General features: G+C 72.3%; 6 protein-coding genes (1 of these 6 cut by a window edge). 1 reads left to right on the plus strand and 5 read right to left on the minus strand.

Features of this window, described 5'->3' with window-relative positions; all coding sequences use genetic code 11:
* The 5 genes from ON30_RS23975 to mftF form a co-directional block, all read right to left on the minus strand.
* Positions 1 to 40, minus strand: the start of a protein-coding gene (locus tag ON30_RS23975; protein WP_040710405.1) for a non-ribosomal peptide synthetase. Its footprint begins 25214 nt before the window's first position; only the first 40 of its 25254 coding nucleotides appear in the window; its start codon is at positions 38 to 40; its stop codon lies off the left edge, out of view.
* Complete coding sequence (locus ON30_RS23980; protein ID WP_040710346.1) at positions 40 to 17712, minus strand: non-ribosomal peptide synthetase; 17673 nt, start codon at positions 17710 to 17712, stop codon at positions 40 to 42. Before ON30_RS23980 ends, ON30_RS23975 begins: the two co-directional genes overlap by 1 nt.
* A 480-nt stretch (positions 17713 to 18192) precedes the next feature.
* Positions 18193 to 19521, minus strand: coding sequence for a GAF domain-containing protein (locus ON30_RS23985; protein WP_245554191.1), 1329 nt, complete (start codon positions 19519 to 19521; stop codon positions 18193 to 18195).
* A 170-nt stretch (positions 19522 to 19691) separates the two neighbouring features.
* Positions 19692 to 21176 (minus strand): mycofactocin dehydrogenase MftG, encoded by a 1485-nt coding sequence (gene mftG, locus ON30_RS23990; RefSeq protein ID WP_040710350.1) that lies wholly within the window; start codon positions 21174 to 21176, stop codon positions 19692 to 19694.
* A gap of 4 nt (positions 21177 to 21180) precedes the next feature.
* On the minus strand, positions 21181 to 22584 hold the full coding sequence (mftF, locus tag ON30_RS23995) for a mycofactocin biosynthesis glycosyltransferase MftF (RefSeq protein WP_040710351.1): 1404 nt from the start codon (positions 22582 to 22584) through the stop codon (positions 21181 to 21183).
* Between the two features lie 564 nt (positions 22585 to 23148).
* On the opposite strand from mftF, the gene mftR2 reads away from it, so the two are divergent.
* Positions 23149 to 23784 carry a mycofactocin system transcriptional regulator MftR2 gene (gene mftR2 / locus ON30_RS24000; protein ID WP_245554192.1) on the plus strand — a complete coding sequence of 212 codons (636 nt, stop codon included), beginning with the start codon at positions 23149 to 23151 and terminating at the stop codon, positions 23782 to 23784.
* The last annotated feature ends 1 nt before the right edge of the window (position 23785 follow it).

The raw sequence follows: 23785 nt of genomic DNA on the forward strand, positions 1-23785 counted from the left end.
GGTCGCCGCGTTCGCCGACGGTGAGTTCTGCTGAGGACATCAGCACATTCCTTCCGAATCGACTTCCTGGTGGCCGAGCGCGACGACCGACCGCGCGTCGTCGAGCAGGGTGCGCAGGGCCTCGGCGAGACCTCCGCCCCCGAGTGCGGCCAGGACACCGGGCACCAGCCCGGCGAGTGAGACGTTGATCAGGGCTTCCGGTTTCGCCGCCGCGCCCATCGCCTTGGCGACCGCGGCCACCTTGGCGGCCAGATCGCCGTAGGAGACGGCGTGCGCGCCGTGACTGAACGCGATGGCCCGCGGCGCGGTCCGCGCCGCGGCCGCGATCAGGTCGGGCAGATCCGCCGTGGTCGCGGGGGCGGAGACGGGGGCGGGCCGCGCCGCCGCCTTCTCGTCCTCGACGCGGATGTCGATCGCGCGCACCGCGATCCGCGGGTCCTCGGCGACCGCGCTGAGCACCAGCAGCAGTCTGCGCGCGATCCGGTCGGCGGTGTCGGCGTCGAACAGGTCGGCGGCGTATCCGACGCGCAGGTCCAGTCCGGCGCGCGACCCGTCGGACTCGAAGCGTTCGATCCCGGTCAGCTGGAGATCGAATTTCGCCTCGCCGGTGTCCGGGTCGAGCACCTCGACGTCGAGTCCGGGCAGGGCCACCGTGCCCGCGGGCAGGTTCTGGAAGGTGAACATCACCTGGAACAGCGGTGTGTAGGACCCGGATCGGGCGCGGCCGGTGGCCTCCACGACCTCCTCGAAGGGCACCTCGGCGTGCGAGAGCGCCGCCAGGTCGCGGTCGCGGACCTGGCGCAGCAGATCGGCGAAGCCCGCCTTCGGGTCGACCTCGGTGCGCAGGACGACGGTGTTGACGAACATGCCGATCAAATCGTCGAGTTCGCGCGCGCCGCGCCCCGCGACCGGAGCGCCGATCGCGATGTCGGTCCCGCCGCCGAGTTTGGCCAGCAGGACGGCCAGCGCGCTGTGCACGACCGTGAACAACGTGGTGCCGTACTCCTCGGCGACCGCGGCCAGTCGACCGGTCAGCGCCGCGTCCGCGGTGACCTCGACGCTGCCGCCGCGTCCGTCGCGGCGCGCGGGCCGCGGTCGGTCGGTGGGCAGCGCGAGCACCTCGGGCAGTCCCGCGAGTTCCCGCGTCCAGTAGTCGAGTTGCCGCGCGCGCAGGCTGGTCGGATCGGTGCGCGCGCCGAGCAGGTCGTGCTGCCAGCGGCTGTAGTCGCCGTACTGGATGTCCAGCGACTCCCAGCCGGGTTCGCCGCCGCGCGCGCGGTCCAGATAGGCGCGGACCAGGTCACGGGCCATCGGGGCCACCGAATAGCCGTCGGCGGCGATATGGTGCAGCACCACCAGCAGGACGGCCTCGTCCGGCGCCTGGCGCAGCAGCGCGGCCCGGACCGGCGGCGCGGCGGTCACGTCGAAGCCGACGCCGACGAATTCGGCGACGCGGCGATCGAGATCGGCCGCGGCGACCGTGGATTCGGTCAGTTCCACGCGCACGTCGGCGAGGACCTGCTGGACGGGGCCGTCCGCGGTGTCGGGGTAGCGGGTGCGCAGGATCTCGTGCCGGGCCACCACGTCACCGAGCGCGGCGGTCAGCAGCGCGGTGTCCAGCGCGCCGGTGAGCCGCAGCGCGACCGGGATGTTGTAGGCCGCGGACTCGGGTGCGAGCCGGTTGACCACCCACATCCGCTGTTGGGCGGGCGCGAGCGGAGCCGGATCGGTGCCGGCGTAGGCGACCAGGACCGGTCCAGCGGACCCGGTGTCCAGGTCGGCCAGGTGCGCGGCCAGGGCCGCGACGGTCGGCGCGTCGAACACGGCGGCCACCGGAACCCGCGCGCCCAGGGCCGCGCCGAGGCGCGCCACGAGGCGGGTGGCCAGCAGCGAATTACCGCCGAGGGCGAAGAACTCGCCGTCCACGCCGACCTCGGCAACGCCGATGACCTCGGCGAAGGTGCCCGCGACCAGGTATTCCAATTCGGTGACCGGCGCGCGGAAACCCGCCTCCACGAAGACCGGTTCGGGCAGCCGCGCCCGGTCGACCTTGCCGTTGGCGTTGAGCGGCAACCGATCCAGCACCGTCACCGACGCGGGGACCATGTAGGCGGGCAGGTCGGCGGCCAGCGCGGCGCGCAGGTCGGCGCCGTCCAGTGACTCGGCGCTCGCCGCGTAGGCGATCAGGCGCACGCCCGCGCGTTCGTCGCGGTGGGCGACGGCGACCGCGGCGGTCACACCCGGCCGAGCCCGCAGCGCGGTCTCCACTTCGCCGAGTTCGATGCGGAATCCGCCGATCTGCACCTGGAAGTCGGCGCGCTCCAGGTACTCCAGGCCGCCGTCCGCGCGCCTGCGCACGATGTCGCCCGTCCGGTACATGCGGGTCGACCGCGCGCCGAACGGGTCGGCGACGAACCGGTCCGCCGTGATGGCCGGCCGGGCGTGGTACCCGCGCGCCAATTGCGCGCCCGCCAAGTACAACTCGCCCGCGACACCGACCGGAACCGGATGCAGCCGGGCGTCCAGGACGTAGACGCGGCTGTTCCACACCGGCGCGCCGATGGGCACCGCGTGGCCGTCATCCTCGGTGACCTCGTGGGCGGTGATCGACACCGCCGCCTCGGTCGGGCCGTACAGATTCCACAGGCGCGCACGGCCGTTCGCCGCGCGCCGGAACGCCGCGGCGGTGCTCGGCGGCAGCGCCTCACCGATGGCGAGGACGTGGCGCAGCGCGGGCGGCACGGTGGCGTCGGGCTGTTCGAGCAGCAGCCCGATCAGCGACGGAACGGCGAACAGGATCGTCGCGCGGTGCCGGGTCAGCGCGGCGCGCAACCGGTCCGGGTCGCGTTCGACGCCGGGTTCGGTGACGACCACTGTTCCGCCCGTGGTCAGCGGTGCCCAGAACTCCCAGACCGACAGATCGAAGGTGGCGGGGGTCTTCAACAGGGTCGCGTCGGCCGGGCCGAGGGCGAAATGCTCGCGCAGCCAAGCCAGTTGGTTGACCACCGCCGCGTGCGGGACGGCGACGCCCTTCGGCCGACCGGTCGAACCGGAGGTGAAGATGACGTAGGCGGTGTGGTCGGGACGCAGCGGACGCGTCCGCTCCGCGTCGGTGACCGGTGCGCCGGAGCGGCCCGCCAGGTCCAGGCGGTCCACCTCGAACACCGGCAGCGCGGTGTCCACCGGGACACCGTCGGCGGCGGTGGTCAGCACGCAGGCGGGGGCGGCGGTGTCCAGGACGTAGGTCAGACGGTCGGCCGGGTGGTCCGGGTCGAGCGGAACGTAGGCGCCGCCCGCGCGCGCCACCGCGTACATGGCCAACACCAGGTCCACCGAGCGGCGCATGGCCAGCGCGACCGTGGTCTCCGGGCCGACGCCCGCCTCGATCAGCACGCGGGCCAGGCGGTTGACCGTCGCGTCGAAGCCGCGGTAGTCCAGGCCGCGGCCGGTGGCGGCGTCCACCAGGGCGACCGCCTCGGGTGTCCGCGCGGCCTGTGCGGCCGCGAGGTCGCCGAGGGTGGCCGCGGGCACCGGCCGCACGGTGTGGTTCCACCCGTCGAGCAGGCGGGCCCGCTCGGTCGTGCCGAGCAGGTCCAGGTCGCCGACCACGGCGTCCGGGCGGTGCGCGACCGCCGTCAGCACCCGGCGCAACTGCTCGACCACGCGGCGCGCGGTGTCGGGCAGGAACAGGTCGGTGGCGTAACCGAGGGAGAACTCGATGCCGGCGGGCGCGCCGTCGGCGTCGTAGGTGTCGACCGCGAACAGGTGCAGGTCGAACTGCGCCACCCCGTTGTCGATCTCGATCGGGCGGACCTCGAGGCCCGGCAGCGCGAGCTCGCCGCGCTCGTGGTTCTGGAAGGAGTAGCCCACCTGGAACAGCGGGTGCCGCGCGGTGGACCGCTCCGGGTTGAGCACCTCCACCAAGCGCTCGAACGGGACTTCGGCGTGCGAGAAGGCGGCCACGTCGGCGGCACGCACGGCGGTCAGCAGGTCCGCGAAGCTCGACCGGGCGTCCACGCGGGTGCGCAGTACCAGCGTGTTGACGAACATGCCGATCACATCGTCGAGTTCGACTTCGCCACGACCGGCGATCGGCGTGCCCACGGCGATGTCGCCGGTGCCGGACAGCCGGGCCAGCAGTGCCGCGAACGCCGCCTGGACCACCATGAACAGGGTCGCCCCGCGTTCGCGGCCGCGTGCGGTCAGGGCCGCGTGCAGATCCGCGTCGGCGGTCCAGTCCAGTTTCGCGCCGCGCAGACTCTGGCGGGCGGGCCGCGGCAGGTCGGTGGGCAGGTTCAGCTGGTCGGGCAGGTCGGCCAGGGTGCGCGTCCAGTAGGCGATCTGGCGCGCGACACGGGAATCCGGGTCGTCCTCCGCGCCCAGGGCCGCGCGCTGCCACAGCGCGTAGTCGGCGTACTGCACCGCCAACGGCGACCAGCAGGGCGCGCGATCCTCGACGCGCGCGGTGTAGGCGGTCATCAGATCGCGCACGAACGGCGCGATCGAGGACCCGTCCGCGGCGATGTGGTGCAGGACCGCCGCCAGCACGTGGGTGCGCTCGTCGAGGCGGTAGAGCCGCACCGCGAGCGGGATCTGCGCGGTCACGTCGAAGACCGTCGCGACCAACTCGCGCAGCCGATCCGGCAGGTCCGCCTCGGCGAGGGCGATCGGGTACAGCGCGGGCACGGCCGCCGCGACCGGGGCCACCACTTGCGCGGGCGCGCCGTCGATCTCGGGATAGCGGGTGCGCAGCGATTCGTGCCTGCCGACTACATCGCCGAAGGCGGCCTGCAACGCGGCGACGTCGAGGTCGCCGGTCAGGCGCAGTGCGAGCGGGATGGTGTAGGCGCTGGACTCCCCGTCGAAGCGGTTGAGGAACCACATGCGCTGCTGGGCGGGCGAGAGCGGCAGTCGCGCCGGCCGCGCCCCGGCCACCAGCGCGGGTAGGCGGGCCGCGTCCGAGGCGGTGACCGCGGCGGCGAGTTCCGCGACGGTGGGCGACTCGAACAGCGACCGCACCCCGACCGCGCGGTCCAGGGCCGCGCCGATCCGCGCGACCGCCTTGGCGGCGAGCAGTGAACTGCCGCCGAGTGCGAAGAAATCGTCGTCGGCGCCGACCCGCTGTTCGTCGGCGGGCAGTCCGAGGACTTCGGCGAACACCCCCGCCACGATCTCCTCGGCCAATCCGGACGGCCTGCGGTAGGCGGTGCCCTCGAAGACCGGCGCGGGCAGCGCGGCGCGGTCGAGTTTCCCGTTGACGGTCAACGGGATCCGGTCCAGCACGACCAGCGCGGCGGGCACCATGTGCTCGGGCAGCGTGCGGGCCAGTTCCGCGCGCAAGGCCGCGGTGTCCACGCCCACGCCCACCACGTAGCCGACCAACCGGGCGTCTTCGGCCAGATCGGTGCGTACCACCACGGCGGCCTGCGTCGGGGCGGGCGCGCCCGCCGCCAGCAGCGCGGCCTCGATCTCGCCGAGTTCGATGCGGAATCCGCGCAGGTTGACCTGCTGGTCGGCGCGGCCGAGGTATTCCAGATCGCCGTCCGGGCGGCGGCGGGCGAGGTCGCCCGTGCGGTAGGCCAGTGCGCCGTCCGCGCCGTACGGGTCGGCGACGAACCGGCTCGCGGTCAGGTCGGGACGACCCAGGTAGCCGCGCGCGAGTTGCCCGCCGGAGACGTAGATCTCGCCGGGCACGCCGACCGGCACCGGCCGCAGCCGCGAATCCAGCACGCGGATCACCAGTCCCGGGATCGGGCCGCCGATCACGCTGGCCGACATGGTGTCCGGGGTCAGCGGCCGGTGCGAGACGTGCACGGTGGTCTCGGTGATGCCGTACATGTTGACCAGGCGCGGCGCGTGTGGATAGCGCGCGAACCAGCCCGCGAGCCGCTGCGGCTCGAGCGCCTCACCGCCGAAGATCACGGTGCGCAGGGCGAATTCGGCCGGTTCGCGGGCCGCGTCGGCCGCCGCCAACTGGTAGAAGGCCGAGGGGGTCTGGTTCAGGATCGTCACCCGCTCGCGCACCAGCAGATCGAGGAACTGTTCCGGCGAGCGCGAGGTGAAGTAGTCGACCACGACCAGGCGGCCGCCGTGCAGCAGCGCACCGAACAGTTCCCACACCGAGAAGTCGAAGGCGTAGGAGTGGAACATCGTCCACACGTCGGCCGGGCCGAAGTCGATCAGCCCCGCGGTGTTGTCGAGCAACCGGATGACCTGCCGGTGCGGCACCACGACGCCCTTGGGCCTGCCGGTCGACCCGGAGGTGTAGATGACGTAGGCGGTGTTGGCCGGTGACAGCGGCGCGCGCCGGTCGGCGTCGGTGATCGGGCCCGCGTCCAGGTCGCCGAGGTTCGCGGCGTCCACGTCCAGGACGGGTCCGCCGAACCAGTCGCGCGGCAGGTCGGTGCCGCTGCCGCCGATCGCGCAGACCGGGGCGGCGTCGTCGAGCATGTACTCGATGCGGTCGGCCGGGTAGTTCGGGTCCACCGGCAGGTAGCCGCCGCCCGCCTTGAGCACCGCCAGCAACGCCACGACCAGTTCCACCGAGCGCGGCAACGCCACGGCCACCAGGGTTTCCGGGGCGACGCCCGCCGCGACGAGTCGCCGCGCCAACCGATTCGACCAGGCGTCGAGTTCGGCGTAACTCAGTGCCCGCGACCCGGCCCGCACCGCGATCGCGCCGGGACCGCGGCGCACCGAGGCGGCGAAACGTTCCGCGATCGTCGCCTCGCCCGCGTGCGCGCCCGCCGCCGCAGTGGCCCACTCGTGCAGCGCGCGCCGCTGTTCCTCCGCGTCGAGCAGTTGGATGTCACCGACCACCACGGTCGCGTCGGCGGCGACGGCCGCCAGGACCTGGGTGAAACGGCGGCCCAGCGCCGCGACGGTCGCGGGCTCGAACAGCTCGCTCGCGTAGACGATCTCGATGTCCATGCCGTCGGCGCGGCCGTCGGCGTCGTCGGCCTCCACCACGGTGAACTGGAGATCGAATTTCGCGGTCGCGGTGTCGACCGGAACCGCCGCCACGGTCAGACCGGCCAGTTCCACGGCGGGGGCCGCGAAATCCTGCCAGCTCAACGCCACCTGGAACAGCGGATGCCGGTTGCGCGCCCGAGCGGGCGCGAGCGCGTCCACGATCTCCTCGAACGGCAGGTCGGCGTGCGAGAGCGCGTCCAGGTCGCCGGCGCGCACCGCGTCCAGAACGGTCTCGAAGCGGGCGCGCGGATCGATCCGGGTCCGCAGCACCAGCGTGTTGACGAACATGCCGATCACCCCGTCGAGGGCCGCCTCGCCGCGCCCCGCGACCGGCGTGCCGACGGCGATGTCCGCGCCGCCCGACAGCCGCGCCAACAGCACCGCCAACGCGGCGTGCACGGTGCTGAACAGCGTCGCCTCGTGCTTGCGGGCGAGTTCGCGCAGCTCACCGTGCAGATCGGAGTCGACCCGCAACCGGTGCGTCGCACCGCGCAGGGTCGCGGACTCCGGGCGCGGACGGTCGGCGGGCAGGTCGAGTTGTTCGGGCAGCCCGTCCAGCGCGTGCCGCCAGAACTCCAACTGCCGGTGCGCGGTGGAGCCGGAATCCGCCGGGTCACCGAGGGATTCGGACTGCCACAGGGTGTAGTCGGCGTACTGCACCGGCAACGGCGACCACTCGGGCGCGTCGCCGTCGCGCCGAGCGGCGTAGGCGCGCATGACATCCGCGGCCAGCGGGGCGAGCGAGAAGCCGTCCGCCGCGATGTGATGCAGGACCACGCTCAGCACGTGGTCCGTGGGTCCGAGAACGAACAGGTCGACGCGCACCGGCAGGTCGCGGGTCAGATCGAAAGTCCGGGCGGCGCGCTCGGCCAGTGCGGCGGCGAGGTCGGATTCGGTGACGGTCACCGGGGCATCGAGCGGTGCGACCAGTTCCGGGACAGCCACGGCGGCGGCCGCGACGACCTGCGTCGGACCGTCCGCGGAATCAGGGAACCGGGTGCGCAGCATTTCGTGCCGGGTGAACACGTCACCCAGGGCGGCGGCCAAGGCGGCGCGGTCCAGCGTCCCGGTCAGGCGCAGCGCGAGGGGGATGTTGTCGACCGCGTCGCCGCCCACGTCGGCGAGGTAGCGGTTGAGGAACCAGATGCGGCGCTGCGCGGGGGCGAGCGGGATGCGCGCCGGACGTGGACGCGCGGTCAACGCGAGTCGGTCGCCGTCGCCGCGCAGCAGGTCGGCGCGTTCGGCGACGGCGGCCACGGTCGACGCCTCGAACACCGCGCGCAGCGGGACGCGGGCGTCCACGACGGCCCCGATCCGGGCGACCGCGCGGGCGGCGGACAGCGAGGTGCCGCCGAGGGCGAAGAAATCGTCGTCGAGGCCGAGCGGTTCGGTGATGTCGAGCACTTCGGCGAAGACGTGGGCGACGGCGCGTTGGGTCGCGGTCTCCGGCGCGCGGAATTCGGCCTGGGTGCGCGCGGGCGCGGGCAGGGCCTTGCGGTCGAGTTTGCCGGAGGCGTTGAGCGGCAACCGGTCCAGCACGAGCAGGTCCGCGGGCACCATGTAGTCGGGTAGTCGGCGGCTCAGGGCGGCGCGCACGCCGACCAGGTCGACCGGGCCGTCCGCGGGCGCCAGGTAGCCGACCAGCCGATCGCCGTGCACGGCCGCCGCGGCCGTGGCGACGGTGTCGGCGGCGGTGAGCGCGGCCTCGATCTCGCCGAGTTCGATGCGCAGGCCGCGCACCTTGACCTGGAAGTCGGTGCGGCCCAGATATTCCAGTTCGCCGTCGCGATCACGGGTGACCAGATCGCCGGTGCGGTACATGCGCGTGCCCGCGGCGTACGGGTCGGCGACGAAACGATCGGCGGTGAGATCGGCGCGGCCGAGATAGCCGCGCGCCAACTGCGCACCGGTCAGGTACAGCTCGCCCGCGACGCCGGGCGCGACCGGACGCAACCGCGCGTCCAGGACGTGGACCCCGGTGTGGGCGACCGGTCGGCCGATCGGCACGCCGAGCGTGTCGGCGTCGCGCACCTCGTGGTGGGTGACGTCGACGGCGGCTTCGGTGGGGCCGTAGAGGTTCAGCACCCGCGCGCCGGTCAGCGCGCGCAGGCGCTGGGCGGGCCCGGCGGGCAGCGCCTCGCCGGAGCAGAACACCTGGCGCAGGCAGGCGGCCTGTCCGGCCGCGGGGTCGGCGACGAACACCGCCAGCATCGACGGCACGAAATGCGCGACCGTGACGCCTTCGCGCCGGATGAGGTCGGCCAGATAGGCGGGGTCGCGGTGACCGTCCGGGCGGGCCAGCACCAGTCGCGCCCCGACCTGCGGCGGCCAGAAGAACTCCCACACCGACACGTCGAAGGTGGCGGGCGTCTTCTGGATCACGGCGTCGGCGGGGCCGATCGGGTAGGCGTGCTGCATCCACACCAACCGGTTGACGATCGCCGCGTGGCTGACCGCCACTCCCTTCGGGCGGCCGGTGGACCCGGAGGTGAACAGGACGTAGGCGGTGTGGTCCGGGCGCAGGTCCGCGAGGCGGTCGGCGTCGGTGACGGTGTCCGCGCTGTAATCGGCGGTGTCGAATTCGTCCACGTCGAGCACAGGCCACGGCTTGCCGTCGGCGGGCAGGTCGAGGCCGTCGCCGGTGCGGGTCAGCACGCACACCGGGCGGGCGGTGCCGAGGACGTCGGCGACGCGGTCGGCCGGATGCGTCGGATCGACCGGCACGTAGGCGCCGCCCGCGGTCACCACCGCGTACAGCGCGACGACCAGGTCCAGCGACCGTTGCATGGCGACCGCGACGGTCCGGTCCGGTCCGACGCCCACCGAGATCAACAGGCGCGCCAGCCGATTCACCCGGGCCCGGAATTCGGCGACGGTCAGCGAGTCGCCCTCGAAGGTGACGGCGACGGCGTCGGCGCGGCCCGCGCTGCCCGCCTCGAACAGCGACACCAGCGTGGCGGCGGGGTCGATCGGGATGACCTCGCCGACCATCGGCAGTGCGGCGCGTTCGGCCGTCGACAGCACGTCGATGTCGTCCAGGGCGGACGCCGGATTCGCGGCGACCGCCGCCAGGACGCGAACGAAACGTGCAGCAAGAACGGCGACGGTGTCGGCGTCGAAAAGGTCCGTGGCGTAGTCGAAGTGGGCGAGCAGGCCACCGTCGGCGGTCTCGCGCAGGCTCAGGTGCAGGTCGAATTTCGCGGCGGCGGGATCGATGTCGAGATCGGTGATCGTCAGGCCGGCCAGGTCGAGCGCGACGGACTCGGTGTTCTGGAAGTCCAGCATCACCTGGAACAGCGGGTGGTGGGCGGTGGAACGCGCCGGGTCCAGCGCCTGCACCAGGCGCTCGAAAGGGACCTCGGCGTGCTCGAAGGCCCGCAGGTCGGTCTCGCGGACCGTGCCGAGCAGGTCGGTGAAAGCGGCGTCCGGATCGATGCGGGCGCGCAGGACCAGGGTGTTGACGAACATGCCGACGACCGCGTCCAGCGCGCGGTCACCGCGCCCGGAGACGGGTGTGCCGATCGGAATGTCCCGCTGTCCGGACAGTTTCGCCAGCAGCACGGCGAACGCCGCGTGGCACACCATGAACAGCGAGGCGTTGTGCGCGGTGGCTGTGCCGCGCAGGGCGGCGACGACCTCGGCGGGCACGCCGAAGCGGTGGCGCGCGCCACGGCCCGAGGCGACCGGCGGGCGCGGGCGGTCGGCGGGCAGCGCGAGCACATCGGGCAGGTCGGCGAGTTCGGCGGACCAGAACGCCAGTTGCGCGGACAACGGCGACTGCGGGTCCTCGGACCGCCCGAGCGATTCCCGCTGCCACAGCGCGTAATCGGCGTACTGCACCGGAAGCGGCGGCCAGGTCGGCGTGATCCGCGCGCGGCGGGCGGCGTAGGCGGTCATCAGGTCGCGGGTCAGCGGGGCCAGCGACCACCCGTCGGCGGCGATGTGGTGCAGCGACACCACGAGCACGTGCTCCTCGGCCGCGGTCCGCAGCAGCGCCAGGCGCACCGGCGGTTCGCGATCCACCGCGAACGGCGTCGCGGCCACTTCGGCGATCCGCGCCGAGAGCCGTTCGGCCGACACGATTTCCGCGCTCAGCGCGAACTCCGCGCCGTCGGCGGGCAGGATCTGCTGGCGGGCGACGCCGTCGACCGACGGGTAGTGGGTGCGCAGCACCTCGTGCCTGCCGACCAGATCGGCGACCGCCGCGCGCAGCACCGCCACGTCCAGCGGACCGCGCAGGCGCAGCGCGGCGGTCAGGTTGTCGGCCACCGAATCGGTGTCGAGTTGGCTGAGCAGCCACATGCGCTGCTGGGCGTAGGACAGCGGGATCGAGTCGGGGCGCGAGCCCGCGACCAGGGGCAGCCGCCCACCCGCGGCCCCGGCGGCCGGGAGTCCGGCGGCCAGCGCCGCCACCGTCGGCCGCTCGAACAGCAGTCGCACCGGCACCTCGGTCCCGGTCGCGGCCGCGAGTCGGGCCGCGATCTGGGTCGCCACCAGCGAATTGCCGCCGAGGGCGAAGAAGTCGTCGTCCAGGCCGACCCGGTCCAGGCCGAGCACCTCGGCGAACTCGGCCGCCACCAGACGCTCCTCGACGGTGCGCGGCGCGCGGTGGGTGACGGTGGTCAGCCGGGGCTCGGGCAGGGCGTTGCGGTCCAGCTTGCCCGAACCGGTCAGCGGCATCGCCGTCAACCGCACGTACGCGCCGGGCACCATGTAGGAGGGCAGCGACTCGCGCAACCGCTCCCCCAGCACCGCGCCCAGGCGCGCCTCGTCCAGGTCGGTGACAAGGTAGGCGACCAGGATCTCCCCCGCCGCGTGGCGGTGCACGCGCACCGCCGCCGCCCGCACCGGTTCCTGGGCCAGCAGCGCCGCCTCGATCTCGCCGAGTTCGATGCGCTGGCCGCGCAGTTTCACCTGGAAGTCGGTGCGGCCCAGGTACTCCAACTGCCCGGACCGGTTGCGCCGCACCAGATCCCCGGTGCGATACATGCGTGTGCCCGCGGGGCCGTGCGGATCGGCGACGAAACGTTCGGCGGTCAGGCCGAGGCGGCCGTGGTAGCCGCGCGCGAGTTGCACGCCGGTCAGATAGAGCTCCCCGACCACGGTTTCGGGCACCGGGCGCAACCGGGCGTCGAGCACCAGGACGCCGCTGCCCGCGACCGGCCTGCCGATCGGGACCGCGCCCGTCGCGGCCGGGTCGACCGGCGCGTGGGTGGCGTGCACGGTGAATTCGGTCGGCCCGTACAGGTTGTGCAGTTCCGCGCCGCTGACGGCGGCGAAGGCCGCCGCCGCCGCGCCGGTCATGGCCTCGCCCGCCACGAAGACCGTGCGCAGCGATACCAGGTCGGCGGGGTCGACGACCTCGGCGAACACGGTCAGCATGGACGGCACGAACGAGGTCATGGTGACGCCGTGTTCGGCGATCGCGTCCGCGAGGTAGCGGCTGTCGCGGTGCCCGTCGTGCGCGGCGACCACGATCCGGCCGCCCGTGGTGAGCGGCGCGAACAGTTCCCACACCGACACGTCGAAGGTGGCGGGCGTCTTGAACAGCACGGTGTCGTGCGCGCCGATGCCGTATTCGTCGGCGATCCAGCGCACCTGGTTGGCCATCGCGGCGTGCGTGACCGCCACGCCCTTGGGCAGGCCGGTGGAGCCGGAGGTGAAGATCAGGTACGCGGTGTCCGCCGCGTCCGGTCCGGGGGTGAGTCGGTCGCGGGGCGCGTCGGCGAGGTCGTCCACGGCCAGCACCGGGACGGCGGTCGGGGCCGACCACCCGTCGGCGCGGCGGGTGAGCACGCACACCGGGGCGGCCTGGTCCACGATCGCCGCCAGTCGGGCCGCGGGCTGGTCGGGATCGACCGGCACGTAGGCCCCGCCCGCCGCGAGCACCGCGTAGGCGGCGACGACGAATTCGGCCGAACGCCGCATACCGAGCACGACCGTGCGCTGCCGTCCGACCCCGGCCGCGACCAGCGCCGCGGCCACCCGGTCGACCTCGGCGGCGAACCCGGCGTAGTCGAAGCGCCGCGCGCCGTCGATCAGCGCCGTCGCCTCCGGGGTGCGGCGCGCCCGGTCGCGGAAGGCGTCCACGACCGTGCCGGTCACGGCAGGCCCGCCGCGACGGCCGCGGGCCACCGCCGCCCGCTGCGCCGCCGGGTCGAGCAGCGGCAGATCGCCGACCGCCGTTCCCGGGGCCGAGACGACGCCGTCCAGCAGGCGCAGCAGCCACCCGGTCAGTTCGGCGATCGTGGCGGGGTCGAACAGGTCGGTGGCGTAGGTGAATTCGGCCGGGACCGCCCCCGCGCCGGTGAACGCGCCCGACACCGTCAACTGGAGGTCGAATTTGGTGAGTCCGGTGTCCACGACCTCGGCGGTGGCGGCCAGACCGGGCAGCGCGAGCGCGACATCGGCGCCGGCGTCGAAGGCCAGCAGCACCTGGAACAGCGGGTGCCGGGCCTGCGAACGCGTCGGATTCAGGGCCTCCACCAACTGCTCGAACGGCAGTTCGGCGTGCGCGAATGCCGCCAGGTCGGTGTCGCGCACCCGGGCCAGCAGAGCGGTGAAGGGGGCGGCCGTATCGACGCGGGTGCGCAGCACCAGCGTGTTGACGAACATGCCGATCAGTTCGTCGAGGGCGCGCTGCCCGCGTCCGGCGACCGGGGTGCCGATGAGGATGTCGGCCGTGCCGCCGACCCGCGCGAGCAAGCTCGCCAGCGCGGCGTGCAGCACCATGAACGCCGAAACCCCTTCGGCCCCGGCGAGTTCGGTGACACCCGCGGCCACGGCGGCGGGGATCTCGAAACGGTGCACCGCGCCGCGACCGGAGGCCACCGCCGGACGCGGACGGTCGGCGGGCAGCTCGAGCTGATCGGGGGCGCCTGCCAGCGCGTCCGTCCAGAACGCGAGTTGCCGCGCCGCGACGGAGTTCTCCTCCCGCGCCGACCCCAGCCATTCGCGTTGCCACAGGCTGTAATCCGCGTACTGCACCGGCAGCGGAGCCCACTGCGGGGCCCCACCCGCCCGGCGGGCGGTGTAGGCGATCACGACGTCGCGGGCCAGCACCCGCAGCGACAGACCGTCGGCGGCGATGTGGTGCAGCACCAGCGCCAGCGCGTGCTCGCCGTCGTCCACGGCGAACAGTCGCAGGCGCAGGGGGATCTCGTGTTCGAGGTCGAACCCGGTCGCCGCGAATTCCGCGAGCCGGGCCGCCAGGTCGGCGGCCGCGACGGCTTCGGCCGAACCCGCGAGCACCACGTCCTCGACGACGCGCTGCGCGGCGACGCCGTCCGGATGACCGGCGGGCAGCGCGGGGAACACCGTGCGCAGCACCTCGTGCCTGCCCACCACGTCGGCGACCGCCGCGAGCAGGGCCGCGGTGTCGACCTCGCCGCGCAGGCGCACCACGAACGGCATGTTGTAGCCCGCGCTCGCGCGCTCGAAACGGTTCAGGAACCAGATCCGCTGCTGCGCCGGAGACAGCGGGACCAGCGGCGGACGCGGTCGCGCCCGCAGCAGCGCGGCCGGATCGACGCCGCCGGTCCCACCAGCCCGCTCGATCAGGTCGGCGAGGTCGGCCACTGTGGTGGCGGTGAACACCTCCCTGACCCCGAGCGGGCAGCCCAGTTCCGCACCCAGGCGCGCGGCCACGCCGGTGGCGGCCAGACTGTTGCCGCCCAGTGCGAAGAAGTCGTCGTCGCGGCCGACCCGTTCCAGGCCGAGGACCTCGGCGAACACCTCGGCGACAGCGCGTTCCCCCGGGGTGCGCGGCGGTTGGTACTCGGTCGCGGTCCGCTCGGGGGCGGGCAGCGCGGCGCGGTCGAGTTTGCCCGAGGCGTTGAGCGGGAAGGCGTCGAGCACGACGTAGGCGGCGGGCACCATGTAGGCGGGCAGCGCGCGGGCCGCCGCCGCGCGCAACCGCGCGGGCGTCACCGTCCCCGGCTCGGATTCCACCGCGTAGGCGATCAACTGCTCGCCCACCCCGGCGACGTCGCCGACGGTGACCACCGCGCGCACCACCGAATCCACCTCGGCCAGCACCGACTCGATCTCGCCGAGTTCGATGCGCAGACCGCGCAGCTTGACCTGGAAATCGGTGCGTCCCAGGTATTCGAGTTCGCCGCCCGCGGTCCAGCGCACCGAGTCGCCGGTGCGGTACATGCGTTCGCCCGCCGCGTACGGGTCGGCGACGAAGCGCTCCGCGGTCAAGCCCGCGCGTGCCGCGTAGCCCCGGGCGAGCTGTACCCCCGACAGATACAGCTCACCCGGAGCGCCGACCGGCGACGGCCGCAGCCGCGAGTCGAGCACGTAGAGCCTGGTGTTGAACACCGGCGCACCGATCGGCACCGCGAGGGTATCGGCATCGGTGACTTCGTGGTAGGTGACATCGACCGCCGCCTCGGTCGGACCGTACAGGTTGTGCAGTCGGGCCCCCGTCAGCACCCGCAGCCTGCGCGCGGTCGCGGCGGGCAGCGCCTCACCGGAGGCGAACACCGTGCGCAGCGTCCCGGTGCGCGCGATGTCCTGGTGGGCGAGGAACACTTCCAGCATCGACGGCACGAAATGCGCGGTGGTCACGCCGTATTCGGCGATGACCGCGCGCAGGTACGCCGGATCGCGGTGTCCGTCGGGCGCGGCCAGTACCAGGGTCGCGCCGATCTGCCACGGCCAGAACAACTCCCACACCGACACGTCGAATGTCGCGGGGGTCTTCTGCAACACCACGTCCGCCGGGGTGAGCCGATAGGTCTGCTGCATCCACACCAACCGGTTGACGATCGCCGCATGGGTGACCGTCACGCCCTTGGGCAACCCGGTCGACCCGGAGGTGAAGATCACATAGGCCGGGTGGTCCGCGCGCAGCGGAGCCAGACGCTCGGTGTCGGTGATCGGCGCGTCGTCCGCGTCCTCCGGTGCCAGGGCGGCCACGGCCAGCACTGGAATCCCGGCGGCGTCCGGCAGGTCCGCCGGTTCCGCGCTGAGCACGCACACCGGACGCGCCGTGCGCAGGATGTGCGCGACGCGCTCGGCCGGATGATCGGGGTCGATCGGCAGGTACGCCCCGCCCGCGGCCTGCACCGCGTACAGCGCGACGACCAGGTCCACCGACCGGCGCAGATGCAGCGCGACCGTGGTCTCCGGCCCGACGCCGGCGTCGATCAGCCCGCGCGCCGCGCGCCGCACCCGCGCGGCCAGTTCGCGGTAGGTCAGGCTCTGCCCCGGCTCGCCCGCGACGTGCAGCGCCGTCGCTTCGGGGGTGCGCGCGACCTGCGCGTCGAACAGCGCGACCAGTGTGTCCGCGCCCCCGGTGACTTCGGCGACGTCGAATCCGGTGCTGTTCCAGATCCCGGTGCTGACCTGCACTTCGAGTTCGGTGGCCACGTCGACCGCGACGACCGGACGGTCCAGGTCCAGCTCGACCAGACGTTCCAGGTACCGCAGGAAGCGCGCGTGGTGGCGGGCCAGATCGTCGGTGCGGTACAGGTTCGGGTTCGCCTCGAAGTCGACGTGCACGCTGTCGCGTTCGCCGTAGTAGACATTGAGGCTCAGATCCTCGACCGGCCCGGTGGACAGCACGTTGTAGCGGCCGGAGGTCGCGCCGAGGGTGAGGTCGCTGCTGAAGAGCATGATGTTGGCCAGCGGGCCGAACAGCGCGCGCCGGGCGGGCCTGCCGTCGTGTTCGGCGTCGCGGCGGATGTCCTCGTGCCGGTAGCGCTGGTGCCGCAGCGCGCCCGCGACCTCGACCCGGGTCGCGCGCAGCAGTTCTCCCCAGCTCACTTCCGCGCCGAGGCCCACGCGCAGCGGGACGATATTGGACAGCATGCCCGCCGAACGCCGCATCACGGCGGTGGTCCGCGCGGTCACCGGCAGGCTCAACACGACGTCGTCGCGGTCGGTGCAGCGGCCGAGGTAGCCGGCGAAGGCGGCCAGCAGGACGACGGCGATGGTGGAGTCCTGGCTCGCGGCCAGTTTCTCCATCGCCTCGACCAGGGGTGCGGGCAGCGCGCGTCCGACGATCAGGTTGTTGGCCGAGCGCGGCGCGCTGCGACCGTCGAGGCTGGTGGGCGCGTCGAGTCCGGCGACCCGCTCCGCCCAGTGCGCGCGGTCGGATTCGAAGCGCGTGCTCGCGCGGTAGGTCGTCTCGCCGTCGACCAGGTCGGGCAGGTCACCGGCGCGCGCCGGTTCGGGTTCGGCGCCGAGGACGCGGGCGGTGTAGCGCTCGGCGACGCGCATGGTATTGGTCAGCGCGCCGAAACCGTCGAGCACGATGTGGTGCGCGCGCAGGTACCAGAACCAGCGCTGGTCGGCCACGCGCAGCACCGCGCCCGCGAAGAGTCGGTCGTGCAGCAGGTCGACGGGCGCGCCCGCGTCGGCGCGCATCCATTCGTGCGCGGCCGCGACCGGGTCGTCGTGTCCGCGCATGTCCAGCAGCGGGATCTCGATCGTCAGCGCCGGGTCGACGCACTGGTAGGGCGTCCCGTCCTCGACGCCGAGGCGGACCAGGGTGGAACCGTAGTCGCGGGCCGCCTCCCGGGAGACTTCGGCGAGCACGTCGGCGTCGAGTTCCCCGCGCACGTCGACGTACTGGGCGATGTTGATCGGCACCTCGGGATCGAGCAGTTGCGCGTACCAGAGGCCGAGTTGCGCGGGCGCGAGCGGGAACCGGATCGGTTCGGATGTTGTCCCGGTCCGCGTCGCCGCGTCGGGTCGGACGCCGTGACCACTCAACTCCGTACCGTGCACCAGAGCCTCCTCGATCGGTGAAAGTACTGCTTGCCGAATGTTTTTCGGGCAGCACGAAGACGGCCTCCGTACCGGGTCGACCCGGCGCGGGGCGTAGCCACCACAGGTGATTCGACGAATGCGCGGGACGTGGACACGTCACCGCCGCGGGATCCAACAGATTGCGTGATACGAGATCGGTGACCGCTGCGGTCACCTCCGTGGCGAGGTTCGCCGACGGATGCGTTCAGCCCGTGATCGTTCCTCCAACTCCGCGGCCGCCACGCCGGTCCTGCGCGGCGACTGTGTTTCGTACGTCACACGGATGTGACCCGTGCATTGCGAACACTAAGCCCAATCGAAATAAAAAGGAACCTATTGCGTTAAAAACTTCTGGACGCTTGTTCAGTGAACTCTCACGGCAGCAACTCGCGGACACGAACGGCCGCGCGGCCGGGATTCGGCCGCTGGTGTGAGCTATCGCACTCTCAGGGGTGCAGACTATGAGCCGGAACGTTGCATTCGCGTTGCATCGGCGCCGAGCCGCCGGTCGAGCACCCGGATCTTCGCCTCGATCTGGGCATATAGGGGCGAATCCCGATCGACGGTGGCACGGTAGGCAGCCCATGCCGGGGCGTCGTCGCGCCCCTCGGCCCCCGCCGTCCAGCGGCGCAAGACCCCGGAATCATGGGAACCGAGCACCGCGGTGCGCAGACGCACCCGCAACTCGTCGCGGATGTCGATAATTCCCGGCGCGGTGGATCTGGGCAGCACCGGACCGGCGTACAACCGTAATGCGTAATCGACATCACCGGAGTCGAGCGCCGCGCGCAGCGCCTCCACATCGGTTGCGAGGTGCACCCGCAGACGGTAGGGCCGCGAGCCGACCACATTCGGCCCGACCACCGAGCGCAACCGCGACATCGCGGCGCGGATCGTGCCGTTGTCCAGATCGGTGTCATCGAGCAGCAGCGCCAGATGGTCCGCGCCCAGCCCCTCGGGATGTTCGGCCAACAGCAGCAGGATCTCGGCGTGCCGTTGCGACAGCGGCACCCGGTCGCCCGCCAGCGTCAGTTGCGGCTGACCGAGGCCGAGCACGTCCAAGCCGATCCGGTCGGCCTGCGCGGCGGGTTCCGGCTCGCGCCTGCCCGGCCGAGCGCCGCCGTGCTGATTCGCGCGCATGGCGGTCAGCACCAGATCCATCTCCGCGGCCGTGGCCGCGGCCTTGACCAACGCCAGGATCTCCGGCTTGGCCACCCGCACGCCGCCCGCGATCATCAGCACGCCGACGAGTCGACCGTCCGGATCGTGCACCGGCGCGGCCGCCCCGGTGACCTGGTGCATGCGGTGCAGGAAATGTTCGGGTCCGTGGATCCAGGTGGCCCGCCCGGTGCGCACCACCAGGCCCACGGCGTTGGCGCCGACCCGGCGCTCGCTCAGGTCGTCGCCGGCGCGCAGGCCGGTCTCGGCCGCCGCGGCGACCTGTTCGTCCTTGCCGTGCACGGTCAGCACCCGGCCGAACTGGTCGGCCACCACCACGATCAGACCGGTCCGCGAGGTGTCCTGGACCAGGAGTTTGTCGATCAACGGCATGAGCGCCGCGATGGGGTGGGCGTCGCGGTAGCGTTGCAGGTCGACGCCGCGCAGACCGCGTTCGCTCAGCACGTCCATCGGGTCGATGCCGCCGCGGAGGCTGCGCAACCAGGATTCCAGCACGAGCGGACGCAGCAGACCGGCTAGCTGCGACAGTTGTTCACCGCCCGCGCTAAGATATCCGTGGGCTTGTGCGGCATAGGATTCGAGGGCGCCGAGTTGTGTACCCGGTTCCACCGTCGATCGATTGTCGCCGCGCCGTGGGGGCCACCCACCTGCAAGATTGCTGACCATTTGCCTTTCTTTCCGCCCCAAACTGTACCGGCGCGATTTCCCAGGCAAGGTCGGATGGCGGTGTTTGTCCGCCAGGTCACACACGGTTCACACCGTAAGAAAATGTGACCTAATCATCTTTCACTTAGCGGTGTGAGGTGACCAGCGACGTGTTCGGCGACCATCATGACAGTCGCCGCGGGCCCCCGACTCAGCGGCACCGGGACCACCGACAGGTCCACCACCGACACCCCGCTCACCCCGTGCACCGCACACCACGGATCCACCACGGCGCGCTCGTCGCCCGCCGCCCCCATCCGGCAGGTGCCCGACAGATGCTGGGAGGTACCGAGATTCGCGGGGATCGCGAGTCGATCCTGCCACCGCGGGCGGTCGTAGCGCACCCCCGGGATCGCCCGCAGCAGTTCCTCGGCCACCGCCATGCCCGTCCACAGCGCCTCCCGATCGGTGGCCTCGGACAAGTAGCGATGCTCGAGGACGGGCGCGACCGCCGGATCGGCCGACGCCAACCGCAGGACCCCGTGCCCGACCGGCCGCATCAGCGCCACCCCGAGTCGATGCACCGACGGATCCGGGCCGAACGCGACGGTGTAGGGCCGGATCTCGACGTCGCCCCGCGTCCAGATCACCTCCAGCGGCGGCGCGGTCGCCGCCGCGGGCGGACCGAATCGGAAATCGATGCCCACCTCCGGATGGTCGCTGAACCATTTCCCCACCGGCGAGGGCGCGACAACCGGAATGTCCAGAGCGCGTAATTCGTCCGGATCACCGATTCCCGAGCGGAGCAGCAACGCCGCCGATTCCACCGCGCCCGCGCACACCACGACCCGGTCCGCCGCGATCGTGCCCGTGCCGCCCGCGTCGCGGTACTCCACACCCACCGCCCGCGTCCCGCGAAAAAGGATGCGGGTCACCGTGATTCCGCCGGTGACGGTCAACGCCGCCGACGCGGGCGCGGTCGCGAGCGCGGCCGCGCTGCTCATCCGCGTTCCGTCGGCGATATTGCGGGGCACCGGACCGAATCCGGTCGTCGGGACCGCCTCGGGCAGGGCGTTGAGGTCGGGAATCTCCGGAAATCCGGCCGCGCCCGCCACTGTCGAGAATTCGACACTCACCGGTTTCGGTCGGGGCACGCGCTGCACCGGAATGGGTCCGCGAGCGCCGTGACCGGGCGCGTCACCGAAATCGAGATCGCGCTCGATTTGCCGATACGCGGGTAATACCGCAGACGCCGACCACTGCGGCGCACCCCCGAGTTCGGCCGACCAGGCCAGGAAATCCTGCGCGGTCGCACGAACGAAATAACCACCGTTGACCGCGCTCGACCCGCCCAGCAGTCGCCCGCGCAGCACCTCGGCACTATCGGGCGCGCCCTCGGCGAGCCGGGTCCGGTAGCGCCACAGCCACGGCGACTCGGGGCCGATCGGCATGACCTCGGCATCGCGCACCGCCGCGGGGATCCGCTCCCACCCGGCCCACACCGGCCCCGCCTCCACCACCCGCACCCGGTGGCCGGGCACGGCGGCCAACCGAGCCGCGAGCAGACAGCCCGCCGTCCCCGCGCCGACGATCAGGGTGTCGACCCCGACGAGGGTCATCGACTCAACGCGGCGGCACCGACGGCTTGAGCGCCTCGAGGCTGCGCGCCCGGAACGCCCCCAGCCACAATCCGGTGCCGTAGGCGATGTCGTCGAGGCGCTTGTAGGCCAGATAGCGCACCGGGTCCAGACCGCCCGCGTCCCGGTGGGTGAACCAGTCGGCCAGACCGTCGGCCACCGCCATCGTCACCGCGACCCGGCGGATACGGCGGGAGAACAGCATCGCCAGCAACGTCACCGGCCAATAGTGGCGACACATGGCCGAGGCCAGCCGCCACAGCCCGGCGAAGAAGCCGCGGGAGAGGTAGATCGCGGCGATCCTGGTCGGATTGTCCAATTCGGTGAAGACGCGGCGCAATCGGATCAGCGCCGTCGCCAGCGTGATCAGCCCGCCCAGCACACCCCACTTGGACAGCGTGCCGAACAGGAAGGCGGCCACCACCGTCCAGGACGGCACCGTCAACGGGGAGACCAGGCTCGGATCGTGGCGTTCGCCCAGCGGGGCGGCCCCGGTCCCGTACAGCAATTTGCGGCCGAACCAGGCGCGGAAGGAGATCCGGTGGTCGTGGGCGACGTGCGCGGCGGGTTCGTAGCGCAACCGCCACCCCGCGCTTTCGAGCCGCCAACACAGGTCGACGTCCTCGGCCACCCGCATGGACTCGTCGAAGCCGCCCTCGGCGAGCAGCGCGCGGCGGCGCACCAGCAGCGCCGCGCTCGGCACGTAGGACACCGAACCGCGCGAATGCACCGCCGACTCGCGCCTGCCCAGATCCAGCGAGGAGCGGGTGTGCTCGTAGCGGGCCAGCGCGTTGGACTCCGGGTCCAGCGCCACGATGCGCGGCGCGACCAGGGCGACCTCGGGGTCGCTGAAATGTCCGAGCATGACTTCCAGCCACCCGCTGCGCGGCACCACGTCGGAGTCCAGGAAGGCCACGAATTCGGTTGTCGCCGCCCGCAGCCCCGCGTTGCGCGCCGCGGCGGGCCCTTGCTGACGGTCCTGGCGCAGCACGGTGACGTTGCAGCGGCTGCCACGGCCCTCCGGAATCAGGACCGGTTGGTCCGAACCGTCGTCCACGACGATGACGTTGTGGCCGCGCAGCACCGCGAGCAGCCGCTCCAGCCCGTCGGGATTGTTGTGCAGCGGCACGATGACCGTCACGTCCTGCGGCGAGGGCAGCAGACGCGGTCGCGGATTGCCGACACCGGAGTCGAGCAGACGTCTGGCAACGACAGCCGATTTCGGGCCGGTGACCTCGAGATAGCCGTCGCCGATCATCTCGGCGGCCTCCGGGGCAAGTCGCAGCAACCGGGCCGGGGACCCGCCGATCAGGATGCGTCCCCCGGAATACGCCCGCACCCGGGGATCGATCCGCACCCCGAATCCGTCGGGCAGGCGATCATGGCGCATTCCTGGCATGCTAGGCGGATTTTCGCGGCCGGACATCATCGCCCCGGAAAAAAGGAGGGAATTCCGCGCGATTCGCCCGAATCCGTTCGATTGCGGCGCTCGCCCGTTCGCGCTGCGCCGTCGGCGAAGTCCGCGCGATACACCGGAATTCGTCGGCGACCGAGGTGCGACATCTCGTGATCCCTCCCATGGCAACGGATGGGCAATTATCACATCCGTCCGCGATTGTTCCGCTCTCCGGATTGTCGGCGGGTCACCGGCAATCGTTCGGCGACGCCGACGACGCACGGCCCTGTTTCGACGGTACCGGCGAGCGGACGGATGATCGATCAACGGGCACAGCACCGTCCGACCGCGGGACCACCCCCGCGTCGAGGCCGGACGGACTGCGCCACCACGGGCGCAGTAACCCGCGGCGCCGGGCGGATGCTCCGGCGCGCCGACGATCAAATCCCATGCGGGGCCGCCAACGCAAAACGCACACCGCCGCGCCCTCTAGAATTCCGGGTGGAGAACAGCTGAACGGAACGCGTCGGCGTCGACGCCGGCAGTGGTAGAGGTGGCATGGGAGTCGGACGAATGCAGGCGAGCGGGGGCGGCAACACACTGTCGGAGTCCGAGATCGTCGAGGCCGCGCTACGCGTGGTCCGCGAGGACGGTGTGGAAAAGCTGTCGATGCGGCGGCTGTCCCGTGAACTGGGCGTCTCTCCGATGGCCCCGTACTACTACGTGGCCGACAAGCGCGAACTGCTCGATCTGGTCGCGACGGCGGCGCTGACCGGGGTGCGCACCCCGGAGTCGGGGCCGTGGCAGCACCGGTTGCGCGAGCTGATCGACCAGATCGACGAGAAGCTGCGCAAGCATCCCGGCCTGGGCGACGTGCTGATCGAGCAGATGCTCGGCAAGCAGCTCGACCTGATCACCGCGATCATGGAGATCCTGTTCGAAGCGGGGTTCGGCGAGCGCGACGTGCTCTCGGCCTACGCCACGATCCACACCTATCTGTTCGGTCGCCGCCGGGTGAACCCGCCGCGTGACAGCACGGCCCTGTCGGAGGTGGCGCTGCCGGAGGTGGTGGCCAGGGCCGCCGAACACATCGCCGACCTGCGCGGACGCTACACCTACGACTTCGGCATGGAGGTGTTGATCGCCGGCCTGGAAGCCCAGCTTGTCCGTCGACGGGACCTCGACGTACGATGAA

Source organism: Nocardia takedensis NBRC 100417, from assembly GCF_000308695.1.
Classification (GTDB): Bacteria; Actinomycetota; Actinomycetes; order Mycobacteriales; family Mycobacteriaceae; genus Nocardia; species Nocardia takedensis.

Excerpts from the sequence above, each read along its gene's own strand:
- mftR2 (WP_245554192.1), top strand. The coding sequence starts at position 23,149 with ATGGGAGTCGGACGAATGCAGGCGAGCGGGGGCGGCAACACACTGTCG.
- mftG (WP_040710350.1), bottom strand. The coding sequence starts at position 21,176 with ATGACCCTCGTCGGGGTCGACACCCTGATCGTCGGCGCGGGGACGGCG.
- mftF (WP_040710351.1), bottom strand. The coding sequence starts at position 22,584 with ATGCGCCATGATCGCCTGCCCGACGGATTCGGGGTGCGGATCGATCCC.